Below are 14,724 nucleotides of genomic sequence, written 5' to 3' on the forward strand. Positions count from 1 at the left end.
AGTTCTATCGGTTCGGAAGTGAATACTAATGAGGGTATCGCCTGCTGTTTTTTGTATGATAAACTTATTCGTCAATTTCATGAAACCCATACCATCTGTTCGGTTCCTTATCCATTTCCTCCTGTTGCTGACTTTTTTCATCATTGCCGCGCAGGTTGCCTCCCCGGTTGCCATCACATCTCCAACATCTGGGAGCACAGTCAGTGGACAAGTGAACATCACGGGCACAACGGACATCCCGGGCTTTGTTTCCTCTCAACTGGATTTTTCGTACGCTTCCAACGCCACCGACACCTGGTTCGCCATCCAATCCTCTTCTCAGCCCGTAGTGGATTCTCCTCTCTCCACTTGGGACACAGCCACGATCAGCGATGGCGACTACGTTTTGCGCTTGCGCGTCATTCTTGGTGACGGTTCGTTTCAAGAATCCACAGTGCAAATAAAAATACAGAACGACACGCCCATTCTGACACCAACGCCTTTGGTCACTGCAACACCTAATAAACTTGATGAAGGGATTCCTACACCATTCCTTGTTGCATCATCTCCCACACCGACACTGACACCGCGTCCCACGCCAACCCCGCTGGCAACTAACGCGGCATCTCTCGATCAAACGTCCATTTCCACGAGCTTTGGACGTGGTGCGTTGGTCATTCTCGGATTATTCGTTTTTGCTGGACTTGGTCTACGCTTCCGTAGGTACTAATCGTGGATAGACCTCGTGCCTGCGCGGCAGTTCTCCATGACGACAAGATCCTTATGGTTTGCCATCAAATACCATCCCGTACTTATTGGACTTTTCCAGGTGGGGGAGTAAACGAAGGCGAGCCGTTCGATCAGGCCGCAGTTCGTGAAGTGAAAGAAGAAACAGGTTTGGATGTAAAAGTGATTCGCTTGTTGTTTGTGGAAGACTATGAGTTTGGGAAAAGTTATTGCTACCTCGCGGAGTTGATGAATGACAATATCGAGCCAACTTTGGAGTTTCTCCCCGAAGAGGAATCGGTTTTCGGTACAATGCTCCATTCTGCCGCATGGCATTCAATAAAAGACAAAAAGGACGATATACAGGTTTCGCAGGTGATCTCTATTTTGGGATTGAATTATGACTGAAAATACATTTCTTATTGTTGGCCTCGGCAACCCGGGCCGTGAATACAAAGATAATCGCCACAACGTTGGCTTTATGCTCATTGACCGTATCGCTGTCCGCTTAAATGCGCGCGGGATGAAATTGCAATCGAAAGCCATTGTTTTGGATGCACGACATGATGAAAAGAAGCTCATCCTTGCCAAGCCACAGACCTACATGAATCTCTCAGGTCAATCTGTGCAGGGACTGGCGCACTTCTACAAGGTTCCCAATGAAAACCTGATCGTTCTCTCTGATGATCTGGATATTCCCTTCGGCACCATTCGCATCCGCGCCTCGGGCGGACCGGGAGGCCAGCGTGGATTGGGTTCCATTATCGAGAAGTTAGGTACGAAGGATATCCCACGTTTACGCATTGGCATTGGCCGTCCCCCCGGCCGCATGGACCCTGCCGCCTACGTATTGCAGGATTTCTCGAAGGATGAGATGAAATCTCTTTCTGAAATCCTTGATCGTGGGGCAGACGCTGTTTTCGCTTTCGTGAATCATGGACTGAACAAGGCAATGAATGATTTCAACGGATCGGTGGATGCGTAGGGGCGGCGTCTTGCCGTCACGTTTGCCATCCGATAATATTTGGGCGGGGAGACCCGCCCCTACATTACATGCAACTTATCTTAGATAACATCCGCTCCCTCTCTCAATATCAGCAATTGCTGAAGCAACTTCAAACCGACGGACAACTTCCTGGTTTGGGGTTACCGCGCGCCACGCGCCTGCCGATCCTTGCTGCGTTGCATGCGGACTTGAATCGTCCCGTCCTGCTGATCACTGATCGCGCGGACCATGCCTTGTCATTGTTCGATGAGTTGGGATTTTGGGTCAAGTCGCCACGTTATCATTTTGCAGAACCGAATCCGTTATTCTACGAACAAGCCGCGTGGGGAGTGGCAACACGGCGTGAGCGTTTGCAGACGTTGATCGCTTTGTCTGAATATCATCTGCCGTTTGCACAAAAGCCTGAGACCTCGCCGATATTTGTGACATCTGTCCGTTCGTTGATGACGCGGACATTACCACGTAGGGACTTTCTCAAGGCGTGTAAGAAGCTATCTGTTGGGCAGTCTACCCAGCCTGATGTATTGACCCGTGGTTGGGTGGAGACCGGTTACCAACGCGTCAATACGGTGCTGGAGCCTGGTCAATTCTCAAAACGTGGCGGCATCATGGACTTGTGGGTTCCAGCCGAAACTTTACCTGTCCGTTTGGATTTCTTTGGCGATGAAATAGAAACCATTCGCAGATTTGATCCCGCGTCACAGCGAACGGTTGAGAAACTCGAATCAATTCTTGTGACACCAGCGCGCGAATATATTGCTTCAGGTGAACAGGAAACAGAACTCTCTGAATTTCATATACCGTTGTTGCATCAGCAACCTGCAAGCCTGCTCGATTATCTTCCGCAGAAGACAATTGTCTTGATTGATGATCTTTCCATTGTGGAGAGTATGGCGGCGGAGGTGGAAGAGCAGGCTGTCCGTTTTAGAAGAGAAAGCATTGAAGAAGATGTGCTCTCTGCTGATTTCCCGTTGCCCTATATTCCGTGGTCTGAGTTGCACGATGGGTTGCATGGACGCACGTCTTTGGAGTTGGGTTATTCCACAGGAGTGCAGAGCATAGAGACTGGAGAATTGGAAAACTCGTTGTCGTCTTGCTTCGGGCATGACGAGCGTTTTGCGGGGAGGTTGAGACAGTTTATTGACCACGCGGCAGGTTTGGCGTCGAAGAATGAAGCGGTTGTTGTCGTGTCGCGTCAAGCTCATAGATTGGAAGAGCTTTGGGTTGAGTCGAATATCGAAGAGGCAGAATCCAATGCCCCAACGTTCATTGAAGCATCTCTGTCCGAAGGCTTTACTCTCAATCTCGATTCTCAAGTATCTATTCACCTAATCACTGATTCAGAAGTCTTCGGCTGGGAACGCCCGCAACCGCGCACACGTCAGCGACAAGTGGCAGAGACGCCTGAATCGATCTATGCGGATCTGCAGGCGGGCGATTACGTTGTACACATTGACCACGGTGTGGGGCGTTTTGGCGGGTTGGTGCAACGTGAGCTCGATAACCATGTGCGTGAGTTTTTAGCGGTGGAGTACGATGGTGGCGGGCAGTTGTATGTGCCTGTGCATCAAGCAGATCGGTTGACGCGTTACGTGGGCGCAGAAGGCGCTGTGCCTGCCTTGGATCGCTTGGGCGGGCAGGAGTGGCACGAGAAGAAGGGGCGTGTCAAAGAAGCAGTGCTGGAAGTTGCGCAAGAGATGTTGGACTTGTATGCGCGGCGCAATGTGGTGCAAGGCTATTCGTTCAAGGCGGATACTGCGTGGCAAAAGGAATTGGAAGATTCGTTCCCGTACGTGGAAACCGATGACCAATTGCGCGCGTTGAACGATATCAAACGCGATATGGAAGCGCCGCGTCCGATGGATCGTTTGTTGTGTGGCGATGTGGGGTATGGGAAAACAGAAGTGGCATTGCGTGCCGCGTTCAAAGCGGTGATGGATGGTAAGCAGGTTGCGATATTGGTTCCGACAACTGTGCTGGCGCAACAACATTATGAAACGTTTTTGCAGCGTCTTGCCGCGTTCCCTGTGAAAGTGGAAATGCTTTCGCGTTTTCGTACGCCGCGTGAGCAGACCAGTATTGTGCATGGACTCGCTTTAGGCGAGATTGACATCATTATCGGCACGCATCGTTTGATCTCTGGCGATGTGCAATTCAAGAATCTTGGTTTGGTTGTGATTGACGAAGAGCAACGCTTCGGCGTGACTCACAAAGAGCACCTCAAGAAACTTCGCACAGAGGTGGATGTTCTCACGCTCACTGCTACGCCCATTCCGCGTACGTTGTATATGGCCCTCACGGGTGTGCGTGATATTTCCAACCTCAACACTCCGCCTGAGGAACGCCTTCCTATCGTTACGCATGTCGGTCCGTATTCACCGAAGTTGGTTCGTCAAGCGATCTTGCGTGAGCTTGAGCGCGGCGGACAAATCTTCTTTGTGCATAACCGCGTCAACACCATCGAAGCGATGAAAGCGCATCTTAATCAACTTGTCCCTGAAGCGCGCGTGGATATCGGTCACGGCCAAATGCCTGAGGGACAACTCGCGTCTGTGATGCATCGCTTCAATTTGGGTGAGACCGATATTCTGTTATCAACAACAATTATTGAATCTGGATTGGACATCCCGAACGCGAATACCCTCATCGTGGACCGTGCCGACACCTTTGGTCTGGCTCAACTCTATCAGCTACGCGGCAGGGTCGGACGTGGGGCTGCGCGCGCCTATTCGTACTTTTTCCGCCACAATAAGATGACTCCTACTCAAGAAGGGCAACAGCGTCTCGAAGTTATTGCCGAGAATACGCAACTTGGTGCGGGCTATTCCATCGCGATGCGCGACCTTGAAATCCGTGGCGCAGGGGATTTACTTGGCACACGTCAATCAGGTCATATTCAGGCAGTAGGGTTTCATTTGTACACGCGTTTGTTGGCGGATGCAGTGAGGCAGATACGAAGAATTGAGGCATCAAGGGATGGAAAGAAAGATGAAAGAGAAAAGATCGATATCACTCTTTCAAGTTTGACTCAGCCAATTTCCATGCCTGTGAATGTGGATTTGCCTCTTGCAGTTGGAATCCCTGCTGATTACATCGCCGATCAAGACTTACGACTACGGTTGTACCGTCGCATTGCGGATTTGCGTGATGAAACCGAGATTGACGCATTGGCATCGGAATTCCGAGATCGTTTCGGCCAATTACCGGAGATGACTCAAAATTTGTTCTATCAAATGCGAGTCAAATTGCGCGCCGAGAAGGTTGGATTGGCCTCTATTAGCTGGGAGAGTGGACACGTCGTTTTGCGCTATCCTATTATCGGTGAGGAAAAGGGTGGAAAACAGCTGGCAGACCTGGGTCCGGGTGTGCGAGGCGGCAAGTCATCCTATTGGTGTTCGTTCGGGGAAAATTGGATGTCCCGTTTGCTGGATGTGTTGGAAATGGTAGCGGGTAAGTAATATCTAATAGCTACTGTTGCACGCACCTTCTAGGGTGGCGAGTCATTTATAGAAAATTGAACATGTAAAGGCGCATGATCACTGCCGAGATACGGACCTGCGAAGCGGTCGGTAATCATAACTTCCTGACTATGTAAACAATGGTCGATTGGGATCGTAAATACTATCGGCAAGCCTATTGGCCATGTGGGTTGCAATCCAAACCCTTGTTCTGAATTGAGTAGTTGTCCGTCCTGTTGGAGTTGATGAAAATTTGCTGACCAAGAGGTTGAGTTAAAGTCTCCGATCATGAAAACTGCTTGCCCTTGGTTCTGTTGGTGACGACTCCATTCAGCTGCAGCACCGAATTCGATTTTTTGAAAATCTGTATTCCATGCACTGACGGGTCGAATGGCGTGGAAACTCAAAAAAGCGATTGAGTGACCTTGTATATTCAGCGTGATTGCAATAATGGGTCGAACCGAATAATCTGGTAAGTGAATGACCTCTGCTGTTTGTACTTGGATATCTGAACCGGTTCCCAGTAATACAGCAGATCCATGCGAATTATTCATGGGATGCGAATATGCAATTTGATAGTCGGGTAGCTCTTCATGCAATCGATCTGCTTCTTCCGGAGTTAATTCTTGTAACGAGAGAATATCGACAGGGTGGCTACGGAGATAGGCAAAGGCAATTGTGTGTGATGAAAGCGTATTGTCCAAGTTATAGTGCAATACTGAAATTGTCTGCGTTGTTGGTTTTTGAGTAGTCTGTGTGTGGAAATAAAGCGGAGCAAAAGTGGCGACATTGAATAATAAAGGAATTAGAAACAACCAGCCAGTTCGCCCGAAGCGCCATACAACAATAGGCAGGCAAAGTGTCAAGGCAAACGCATATTGTGGTCGCAGTTGGCTAAGCAGTTCACCAACCCACCAATACTTGGCAAGGAAGCCTATCAACGAGATGATAGTAATTGCCGTGACTATAAAAAGTGCACTATATTGGGTGCCCCACACAAAAAATTTTTGTTTTTTTCTTGAGAAGAACATATATCAGTATAGTCCCCAAGGATTTCTTGGGTTTTTTCCTGGACCTGAGAGGGTACGTGGATTGCTATTGGCTTCGATAACAACAGGAGCTGAAAAGAATACGTAAAGTGTAATGAACGATACTATGCCTATGATCGGTTTTCGGTATTGAATAATCCATGTCAGCCATAAAGCCTCGCCTATTCTAAATATTAATACAAGTAGAACAGTTAATAATGTTGTAATGAAAAAGAAGATTTTTCGTTTTGTGGCTTGAATAATTTGCTGTTTACTTATTTGATTTTTAGGATGTTTTTGAGCTTTTGGCATTTTGTAACCTCCTTTTCAATAATTATTATAATCTGTCATTCAAATGAAAACGCCACGTGGACTTGGTTGTCTACGTGGCGTTTTGATTCTTACTTACGTTATGGTAGTTGGTGGATCGGCAGTCTCTTCCAAATGTCGGCGGTGGCTGGACCACTGCTTGTAGCTGACTTGGCACTCAGCAAGTCGATCTGTTCTGAACCGGGGCCTGTTACGATGTCCATTGCTACGAATTCGAAGCGGTTATCGTCAATACCGGTGCTGAGCGTGCTTCCAAACATGGAGTCTTCGACGAATAGCATCACGCCAGTACCCATTTTCTTGAAGCGATTTTTGCTGATTTGCAAATATTGTCCTGATGTCATGAGACCAATGGAACTGTATGGGTCTTGTGTCGCTCCGACGATCTGGTTGTTTGTGATTTGAGCTCCAGACGCTTGATTTGCAGCCATACCAATATTTGTGTTATCAACGGCATTATCAGCGATTTCCACATTGGCTGTACTTAGTGTGGCAATTCCAACGCCCGGTAAAGGATGTGGTTCAAGGGCGATCAAATCCCGAACTCGGTTCCCTTTGATGGTGCCTGTGATACTAAATTGCGGATCTGCAAAATTATACCCACCGAAGAAGATACCCAATTGATCGATAGCGTCGGTTGGGCCGGAGCCAACTACTGTGTTGTTTAGTACGTTCACGGTCAGGTTTTGAAGCGTTGGGTCGTTTTGGTCGGCCTCGGCAAATACTGTAATGCCGATAGTGTTGTAGTTACTGACCCAATTCTCAGCAACGGTGACGGTGCGCGGGGTTGCTTCGAAGTTGACAACGATGATCCCTTCGCCTTGGTAAATGGGCTCCCCATCAATAATTGGGAGAGTAGGGGTCCCAAAACCAATGTTTTTGACTTGGTTATCTCGGATTACACCGTCAGCATTGACGAATAGAATTCCAGAAATGGCCGGGTTGGCTTCAGCTGAATTGGCGCCGTCAATGGTCAAGCCACGAATGGTCACGTTGGCGTGGTTGACAAGAACAATGGGGCGACCTTCTGCTCCAGCTATTGGAGAAAGTGTATCCTCCATTGTGGCAGGTGCCTGGATTACAGCACCGGGACGGCCGATCAATGTCAGATTCTTGTCAATGATTGAGACCTGTTCGACATATTTCCCTTTCCAAACCAGAATCGACGCCCCGTCATTGGCGGCGTCTACTGCGGCTTGGACGGATGTGAAACAATGGCCTGCCCCTGTGGGGTGTACGCACATACCAAACGCATAAACAGCGTTAGTTCCTAGTGTAGTAAGCCCCAACAGCAATATTAGGCCAATTTGTATCCCCTTTTTTAGGGGGGTGGAAAGTATTGAATGCATCGTGGAGTCCTCCGTAAAATAATTGGATGCTACTTATTATATCTGTTCCGTCGTGAGCTTCATGACAATGGTAGTTCTCTGAGATGACAAAAATGTTGGTTTTTTCAAAATTAATATTGTTAAGGTTACACCTCGTTGAAAACCAACATCGGGTTGGGTGTTTTGATACTTGTTGTCAAGTCCATAATATTTTGATAAACAAACCTTTACAATAAAATTATCAAACTAGATATAATATTAGGGTGTTTTTTATTTGAAAGGAGGTGCTTTAGCCATACTCGATAGGGGAATATAGCGTCTGAAAAATTCGAACCGTTTTTAATACTAATGAGGAGAATAGCATGAAAAAGTCCGTTCGTTTGTTTTCTCTTTTGTTGATACTCTCACTACTTCTTGTACCTGTTTCTGCTTCTGCCCAAACATGGAACCAAGACGCGAGCGTATCTGGAGTTGGGGTACTTGATGACTTTAATCGGGCAGATGGGGCTTTAGGTGCAAATTGGTCTGGCAACCAATCCAAGTACCGTATTGTGGGCGGTCAATTGTCTGTCCGCAGTAGTGCTTCAAATTCTGATATGTACTGGAAGACCAAATTGGAGGCAGATCAGGAAGTCTTTGTTACTCTTAAAGATATAAACGAGAACTCTCCTGAACAAATCCTCCTGCTTAAGTCGCAAAATAATAGAATATGGGGCAAAGGCGTTATTGAAGCGCTCTATAATGCAAAGAACCATGTTGTACAGGTTTGGACCTGGGAATGGCCGCAAGGCTGGGTTAAGTACGGCGATGACATCCCTGTCACATTTGTGGATGGCGATGTATTCCGGGCCCGCGCTTATGGAAATGGCATTGTTGAGGTCTACCGGAATAGTGATTTGCTTGGATCGCGTGATATTACTTCCTGGTCGTATTATGACAAGGGAGGATATGTAGGTTTGTGGTTCATCGGTGCACAAGGAACAATTTTGGATGATTTTGGAGGTGGAACCATTATTGATCCTCCTTGGCAACTTGTTGACCTCCAATTACTGGCGTTCAATGATTACCATGGCTACCTTGAGACCAATTCGAATCCAGGCCCCGGAAATGTGGGTAGCGACCCTGCAGGCGGTGGCGAATATCTTTCGGCAAAACTGAGCCAATTGCGCCAAGGTCATACGAATACTATCACTGTTGCAGCCGGTGACCTTATCGGTGGTTCTCCATTCCTGTCCGGGCTTTTCCATGACGAGCCTTCTGTCGAGTCATTAAATTCTATGGGATTGATCGTATCAAGCGTTGGGAATCACGAGTTTGACGAGGGTGTTACTGAACTGCTCCGCATGCAGAATGGTGGGTGCCACCCCGTTGATGGTTGCTACTTCCCTGGTACTCCTTATGCTGGTGCGAATTTCCATTGGCTTGCGGCTAATGTCGTCAACGACACAACTGGAGAAACTGCATTACCTCCCTATTGGATTAATAATATTGACGGTGTAGATGTAGCTTTCATCGGTATGACTCTTGAAGATACAGATACACTTGTCGGTCAAGCTGGAATCACTGGTTGGTCCTTCCTCGATGAGGCTGAAACAGCAAATGCACTTGTCCCCATTTTGCACAATCAAGGCGTGGATGCCATTGTCGTGCTGTTGCATGAGGGTGGTTCCCAAACACCTCCTCCTGGTGCGATTAATGCTTGTGTAGGTATCAGTGGCCCGATCGTTCAGATTAACAGTCTCCTAGATCCTGCAATTGATGCGGTCATCACTGGTCATACCCACCTGCCTTACAACTGTTTGCTCTCAGACCCCAACGGGAATCCTCGAATCGTCACGAGTGCTTACTCGTTTGGCCGCGTGGTATCAGAACTTGGCCTTGTTCTTGACCGACGTACTAATGATGTACGCCGTGACTTAAGCACAGCAGTCAATCATGCAGTTATACGTGCCCAACTTACACCTGACCCGGCAATTACCTCCATAATCAACAAATGGAAGGTCCTCGCTGACCCGATTGGCAAACGTGTAGTTGGCTATATTACGGGCGATATCAAACGTGCCTTCAGTGGTTCGGCCGAGGATCGAGGTGCAGAGTCCAATGCGGGCAATATGATTGCTGACGCTCAACTGTGGGCAACCCAGGCTAATGGCGCACAAATTGCGTTTATGAATCCGGGTGGTATTCGATCCGATCTAGTGTATGCAAAGTCTGGTAATGAGGCGGCGGATGGCATCATCACGTATGCGGAGTCGTTCACATTCCAGCCCTTCAGTAACATATTGATGACGATACCAATGACCGGTCAGCAAATTGTGTCAGTCCTCGAGCAACAGTGCCAACCCACATCTGCGAGCAGACCATTTCTGCACCTCGGCGTATCGACAGGGTTTACGTACGATTTGTCGAAGACGATCAATGCATCGAATAAGTGTACCGCTGTCACTGTTACGAACGTCCAACTGAACGGTGTTCCGCTCGACCTGAATGCTACATATTATGTTACGGTTAATAACTTCCTTGCCGATGGTGGTGATAACTTCACTACTTTCAATCAGGTCAGCCCAGCGTTACGTGTTGGCGGTGGCATTGATCTCGATGAACTCAATCGTTATTTAAGCTCTGAAGGTCCGATTGACCCACCAGGAACAAACCGGGTTAACGAGTTGCCTTAAATTTGGCATGGCGACAGTTTTTGTAAGTTAAGATTGCATTGTAGTTGCTCTGTATAGCAACTACACCGAAACAGAAAAACGCAGGGCTTAAGCTCTGCGTTTTTCTGTTTTTAAGGCGGCTAACCGAGGGGCGAAACCATAATGTGTGAAAAGGGTTATACTGTTAATAAGACAAGGAGCTCTATGACTACAGAAAACACACCAAAAATCAATTCCTTTTACGATCGCCCCGGTGTCGAGCGGCATACACTTCCCATTGCGGGAGGAATTCCGTTCGGCATGGAACGCGTATCGAATTCATCTGTTGGGATCGGCGGCGTTTATGGGACTTGGGGTGCAAGCTATGATAACGACAAGTTACCTGAGTTTCTCGAACAGCGATTGGGCCGCCCGCTTCTTCCTCAAGAGAGGCTGAATCTGTCTGAATTGGGTTTTCTCAATCGACAACATGTTCCTCTCAATCTGACCCCCGAGGAACATACTGAACTGGAAGTGGAAGTAGGGAAGAGATTTCTCATTGAGGCTCTGAAGGCCTGTAATTGGGAGCCTTCTGAAGTAGATGCGGTTTTGATCGGTATGAGTGCGCCATTGACCGAAGATTACCTTGACCGTATCACTACAGCTGCTGGCATCCCTGCCTCGGCGTTGAAGGTTGCCATTCACAAGGCGTGTGACGGTTCTACGAGCAGTCTGCATTTGGCATTGAACCCTGAATTGCCCGAGAACCTCCAACTCGACCAGAATATTGCCGAGTCTTTATACGGGAAGAAGGTGCTTGTTGGTGGCATTGAAGGCTTGAGCCGGTTCGTTGGCTCATCGCATGATGCAAATGCTTTGCAATTGTTTGGGAATGCGGCTGGCGTGATCGGCGTAATTCCTGGTCAAACCATGAAATTCCTCGCGGGCAAATCACGCGAAGTATTTGATGATGACGGTGTATTGCAAGTTGCCATGTATTACCCTCATTCGGAGCAAAAACCCGAGGGTGAATACAACGTGGATGTCACAAAGCCTTTGGCAAACAACATCCGTGTGGCAGGGTTAATGCATGAGCCACATGATGGCTCATCCATTGCAATGGCTGGACCGATGGGTATGGTTAAATTGTTTGTACGCACGGGTGTGCAAGTAGTGCGTGACGTGTATTCAGCCTATCAAGATAAATTGAACGAACTGGGTATGGCTGGCAAGTCACTGGCGGTTGCCATTGTGCATCATGCAAATTACAAGATCAATAAGCTAAAAGAAAAACATTTGCAGAGCGAAGGGATTGTTCTGCCGATGCCATGGTTACTGAGTGACTTTGGTAATGTGAGTGCAGCATCCAACATGATCGCTTTTCTGCGTGAGTTGCCGAACATGAAACCTCTCGATCATATTTTGATTGATGGTTTTGGCGCTGGCACGTATTACGATGCGTTTGCAGTGGAGCTTGGAGGGTAACTATAGCTCCTTGAAACTGGGACAGTTGTCCCTTAAGTGTGAATCGAGTTGTCCCATCCTTATGAAGGATGGGACAATTTTTTTGTAACCTTAATTTAATTTTATCGTCTTGACTTTAAAGCATAAAGGTATTTGAAGGCGAGTATACGGCGGATGAATCGTTCAAATCGAAACTGGGCAGTGATACAGTTGCTTTTTCAACTAAAAGCATATGAAAAAGAATACCCTGACAGCCTGTTTTCAGTGCGTCGGTCATTCTTTATGAAATTATTGTACCGGCTACTTTCTGTGATTATGTAACCCCTTTTGATTTAAAAAAAATGTCCCGAAATATTTCGGGACGTTTTTTTGTGAAAACTTCTGTTATTACAGTGAACTGGTTTCAGCAGGTTTACGGAACCAGGTTTTCCATTCCTGATTTTCCCATACGACGAGGATGGGGGCGGCATTGAAAATGGATGAATATGTTCCACTGAAAATACCAACCAGGAGGATGATCACAAAGTGTTTGATCGAATCTCCACCGAAGAGTGCGAGGGCAAACAGGGTGAAGAGAACGGTGAGCTGTGTGTTGATGGATCTATCGAGGGTTTGTACTATCGAGTGATTGACCAGTGTTTCGTAGCTGATGCGGCGATATACATGGGAATTTTCGCGAACACGATCGAACACCACGATGCTATCGTGCACTGAAAAACCGATGACGGTTAATAACGCTGTGAGGAAGAGCGCGTCAGCTTCCCAGCCAAGTGTATAGGCGAGAATAGCCTCTACACCAAGCACGACGAGCACATCGTGCAACATGGCGGCGACAGCCGCTACGCCATAACGGAAAGCATGTTCCACGCCACGGAAGGCATAGGAGATATAACCCAGAATGAAAAGTGCCGCCGCCAGAATAGCAAAGCCTGCCGCACGGGTTACTTCTGCACCGACCGATGGACTGACGGATGAGAAGGTTAGCACGTCGATAGTGATTCCAGTCTTTTCCTGGAGAGTAGCAACGATCTTGCCTTTAGTGGCATCGTCAATTGTTTTGGAGCGGATTGCATACGCATCTTCGCCAAGAGATTGAATAACTGGCGCGGCGTCGGGAGCCATCTCTAAGAAAACACTTTTTACTTCTTCAACAGAAGGGCGAGCTCCACCGGTGAATTGCACCTCGAGGAGCGAGCCACCAGTGAAGTCAATGGCTAGCGGAAGCGGGGCCTGGATTTTTACCCAATTTAGGATAAGAAATACAATACCCGGAATGATCACCAGCAGTGAGATCAGAAAATAGATGTATCGGTTCTTAATAATATTCATATTGAAACTCCTATAAACCGAACCAGTGCGGGCGTTCAGCGAGTTTGATGTTATCGAGTAATGTGTGCAGATAGGTGCGTGTCACAATGATGGCTGTGAACAAACTGACGAGCACACCCAAGGCAAGTGTGACCGAGAAGCCCTTGACCATACTTGCACCAAATGAGCTACCGAAGACGTATAAGATTCCGCACGTGATGAGCGTGGAGATGTTTGAGTCGCGAATGGATGGCCATGCACGAGTCCATCCGAGGTCAATGGCTTGGCGTAGGTTACGTCCAGCCCGCAGTTCCTCTTTGAGGCGTTCAAAGATCAAGATGTTCGCATCTACTGCCATACCGATACTAAGAATGAAACCTGCGATACCGGGCAGAGTGAGAACAACGCCGATCATCTTAAAGATCGCAAGTGAGAAAATCGTATAGGTGATCAAGGCCAAGTCTGCTACAAAGCCAGGCAAGCGGTAGTACAAAAGCATGAAGAGGACGACCACGGTCAAACCGATGTAACCAGCCATAAGACTTTTGCGGATCGATTCTTCACCGAGAGTTGCGCCGACAGTGCGACTTTCAACTACTTTTACAGGGACAGGTAGGGAACCGTAGCGGAGTTGAACGGCAAACGCGTTTGCTTCGTCTGCTGTGAACTGGCCGGTGATAGTTCCACGGTCGGTAATGACGGCATTAATGGTGGGTGCCGAGATCACTTTTTTATCGAGCGTGATGGTGAGGACCTTGCCAACATTGGCCTTAGTGTGGTCACCGAAAATGGTAGCGCCTTCAGATTTAAGTGAGAAATCGATGGAGTAATTTCCTCCAACACCTGTGGATGTTACTCCAACTGTATCAAGTTCTTTACCGGTCATGATCGTATGGTAGACCGTTGTCTCCGGCGTTGTGCCATCAGGAGCTGGTGTGGCCGCCACGTCGGTTGATGTGCCGCCAGCATAATCTGTCAACAGGATGGTCCCTGCTACAGGTTGATAATCGCCGGTATCTACAAATTCCAAAAGGCCGGTTTGTTGAAGAGATGCCACAACTTCTTCGGGGTTGTTGACACCTGGAAATTCGGCCACAATGCGACGTTCGCCAGCGGTCTGCATTACCACCTCGCTAACACCAAGGCCGTTCGCGCGGCTTTCAAGGATCTGGCGGGTCGTATCCAAATCGTTGGTGGAAACAGTTGCAGTGTCGGGAAGATCGGCTTCGAGCAGGGCCTGCAGGCCGCCGCGAAGGTCAAGACCGAGTTTCATCTCGACATTACGGGTAAATAATGTAGTGCCATTGAAAGGGTTGGGCAGACTGATCGAGTTGCTTAGGTCAATCCAAAGCGAAAGCGCCAGGAGGATGACAATGACGATCAGCCAGTTTAAATTGTTGTTTTTGTTCATATCGGTGTGTCTTCTCCACTCACAAAAATGTGGCGCTTATGCGCCACGCGAAG

The 14,724-nt window shown here is 48.0% G+C and carries 11 protein-coding genes; 6 read left to right on the top strand and 5 right to left on the bottom strand.

What is annotated here, in order from left to right; translation table 11 throughout:
- Positions 1–79: 79 nt before the first annotated feature.
- The 4 genes from IPP66_15065 to mfd all read left to right on the top strand — a co-directional run bounded on the left by IPP66_15065 (position 80) and on the right by mfd (position 5,169).
- The gene (locus IPP66_15065; protein ID MBK9926594.1) at positions 80–709 is read left to right on the top strand and encodes a hypothetical protein; all 630 of its coding nucleotides are present in this window, start codon (positions 80–82) and stop codon (positions 707–709) included.
- 2 nt (positions 710–711) lie between these two features.
- Positions 712–1,113, top strand: coding sequence for an NUDIX hydrolase (locus IPP66_15070; GenBank protein MBK9926595.1), 402 nt, complete (start codon positions 712–714; stop codon positions 1,111–1,113).
- Entirely contained in the window at positions 1,106–1,690 is a 585-nt protein-coding gene (locus IPP66_15075) for an aminoacyl-tRNA hydrolase (protein ID MBK9926596.1), read from the top strand. Before IPP66_15070 ends, IPP66_15075 begins: the two co-directional genes overlap by 8 nt.
- Positions 1,691–1,758: 68 nt before the next feature.
- Positions 1,759–5,169: a transcription-repair coupling factor gene (gene mfd, locus IPP66_15080; protein ID MBK9926597.1), complete on the top strand. Its 3,411-nt coding sequence runs from the start codon at positions 1,759–1,761 to the stop codon at positions 5,167–5,169.
- A 29-nt stretch (positions 5,170–5,198) separates the two neighbouring features.
- Here mfd and IPP66_15085 read toward each other — a convergent pair whose 3' ends face one another.
- The 3 genes from IPP66_15085 to IPP66_15095 all read right to left on the bottom strand — a co-directional run bounded on the left by IPP66_15085 (position 5,199) and on the right by IPP66_15095 (position 7,771).
- Positions 5,199–6,200 carry an endonuclease/exonuclease/phosphatase family protein gene (locus IPP66_15085; GenBank protein MBK9926598.1) on the bottom strand — a complete coding sequence of 334 codons (1,002 nt, stop codon included), beginning with the start codon at positions 6,198–6,200 and terminating at the stop codon, positions 5,199–5,201.
- A 3-nt stretch (positions 6,201–6,203) separates the two neighbouring features.
- On the bottom strand, positions 6,204–6,509 hold the full coding sequence (locus IPP66_15090) for a hypothetical protein (GenBank protein ID MBK9926599.1): 306 nt from the start codon (positions 6,507–6,509) through the stop codon (positions 6,204–6,206).
- Positions 6,510–6,607: 98 nt separating this feature from the next.
- The gene (locus IPP66_15095) at positions 6,608–7,771 is read right to left on the bottom strand and encodes a right-handed parallel beta-helix repeat-containing protein (protein ID MBK9926600.1); all 1,164 of its coding nucleotides are present in this window, start codon (positions 7,769–7,771) and stop codon (positions 6,608–6,610) included.
- A 446-nt stretch (positions 7,772–8,217) separates the two neighbouring features.
- Here IPP66_15095 and IPP66_15100 point away from each other — a divergent pair, with 446 nt between their 5' ends.
- Together IPP66_15100 and IPP66_15105 are read left to right on the top strand one after the other, a co-directional pair.
- Entirely contained in the window at positions 8,218–10,530 is a 2,313-nt protein-coding gene (locus IPP66_15100) for a bifunctional metallophosphatase/5'-nucleotidase (protein ID MBK9926601.1), read from the top strand.
- 183 nt (positions 10,531–10,713) lie between these two features.
- Positions 10,714–11,973, top strand: coding sequence for a hypothetical protein (locus IPP66_15105; protein MBK9926602.1), 1,260 nt, complete (start codon positions 10,714–10,716; stop codon positions 11,971–11,973).
- Between the two features lie 366 nt (positions 11,974–12,339).
- Here the strand turns inward: IPP66_15105 and secF are convergent, their stop codons facing one another.
- Both secF and secD read right to left on the bottom strand, forming a co-directional pair.
- A complete protein-coding gene (secF, locus tag IPP66_15110) occupies positions 12,340–13,281 on the bottom strand; it encodes a protein translocase subunit SecF (protein ID MBK9926603.1) in 942 nt (313 codons plus the stop codon).
- A 10-nt stretch (positions 13,282–13,291) separates the two neighbouring features.
- Complete coding sequence (gene secD / locus IPP66_15115) at positions 13,292–14,671, bottom strand: protein translocase subunit SecD (protein MBK9926604.1); 1,380 nt, start codon at positions 14,669–14,671, stop codon at positions 13,292–13,294.
- Positions 14,672–14,724 lie beyond the last annotated feature (53 nt).

The sequence above is a fragment of the Candidatus Defluviilinea proxima genome, assembly GCA_016721115.1.
GTDB lineage: Bacteria > Chloroflexota > Anaerolineae > Anaerolineales > Villigracilaceae > Defluviilinea > Defluviilinea proxima.

What these genes read in the sequence shown, in the direction of transcription:
- IPP66_15065 (MBK9926594.1), top strand. Translation starts at nt 80, where the DNA reads ATGAAACCCATACCATCTGTTCGGTTCCTTATCCATTTCCTCCTGTTG.
- IPP66_15075 (MBK9926596.1), top strand. Translation starts at nt 1,106, where the DNA reads ATGACTGAAAATACATTTCTTATTGTTGGCCTCGGCAACCCGGGCCGT.
- mfd (MBK9926597.1), top strand. Translation starts at nt 1,759, where the DNA reads ATGCAACTTATCTTAGATAACATCCGCTCCCTCTCTCAATATCAGCAA.
- IPP66_15085 (MBK9926598.1), bottom strand. Translation starts at nt 6,200, where the DNA reads ATGTTCTTCTCAAGAAAAAAACAAAAATTTTTTGTGTGGGGCACCCAA.
- IPP66_15090 (MBK9926599.1), bottom strand. Translation starts at nt 6,509, where the DNA reads ATGCCAAAAGCTCAAAAACATCCTAAAAATCAAATAAGTAAACAGCAA.
- IPP66_15095 (MBK9926600.1), bottom strand. Translation starts at nt 7,771, where the DNA reads ATGTGCGTACACCCCACAGGGGCAGGCCATTGTTTCACATCCGTCCAA.
- IPP66_15100 (MBK9926601.1), top strand. Translation starts at nt 8,218, where the DNA reads ATGAAAAAGTCCGTTCGTTTGTTTTCTCTTTTGTTGATACTCTCACTA.
- IPP66_15105 (MBK9926602.1), top strand. Translation starts at nt 10,714, where the DNA reads ATGACTACAGAAAACACACCAAAAATCAATTCCTTTTACGATCGCCCC.
- secF (MBK9926603.1), bottom strand. Translation starts at nt 13,281, where the DNA reads ATGAATATTATTAAGAACCGATACATCTATTTTCTGATCTCACTGCTG.
- secD (MBK9926604.1), bottom strand. Translation starts at nt 14,671, where the DNA reads ATGAACAAAAACAACAATTTAAACTGGCTGATCGTCATTGTCATCCTC.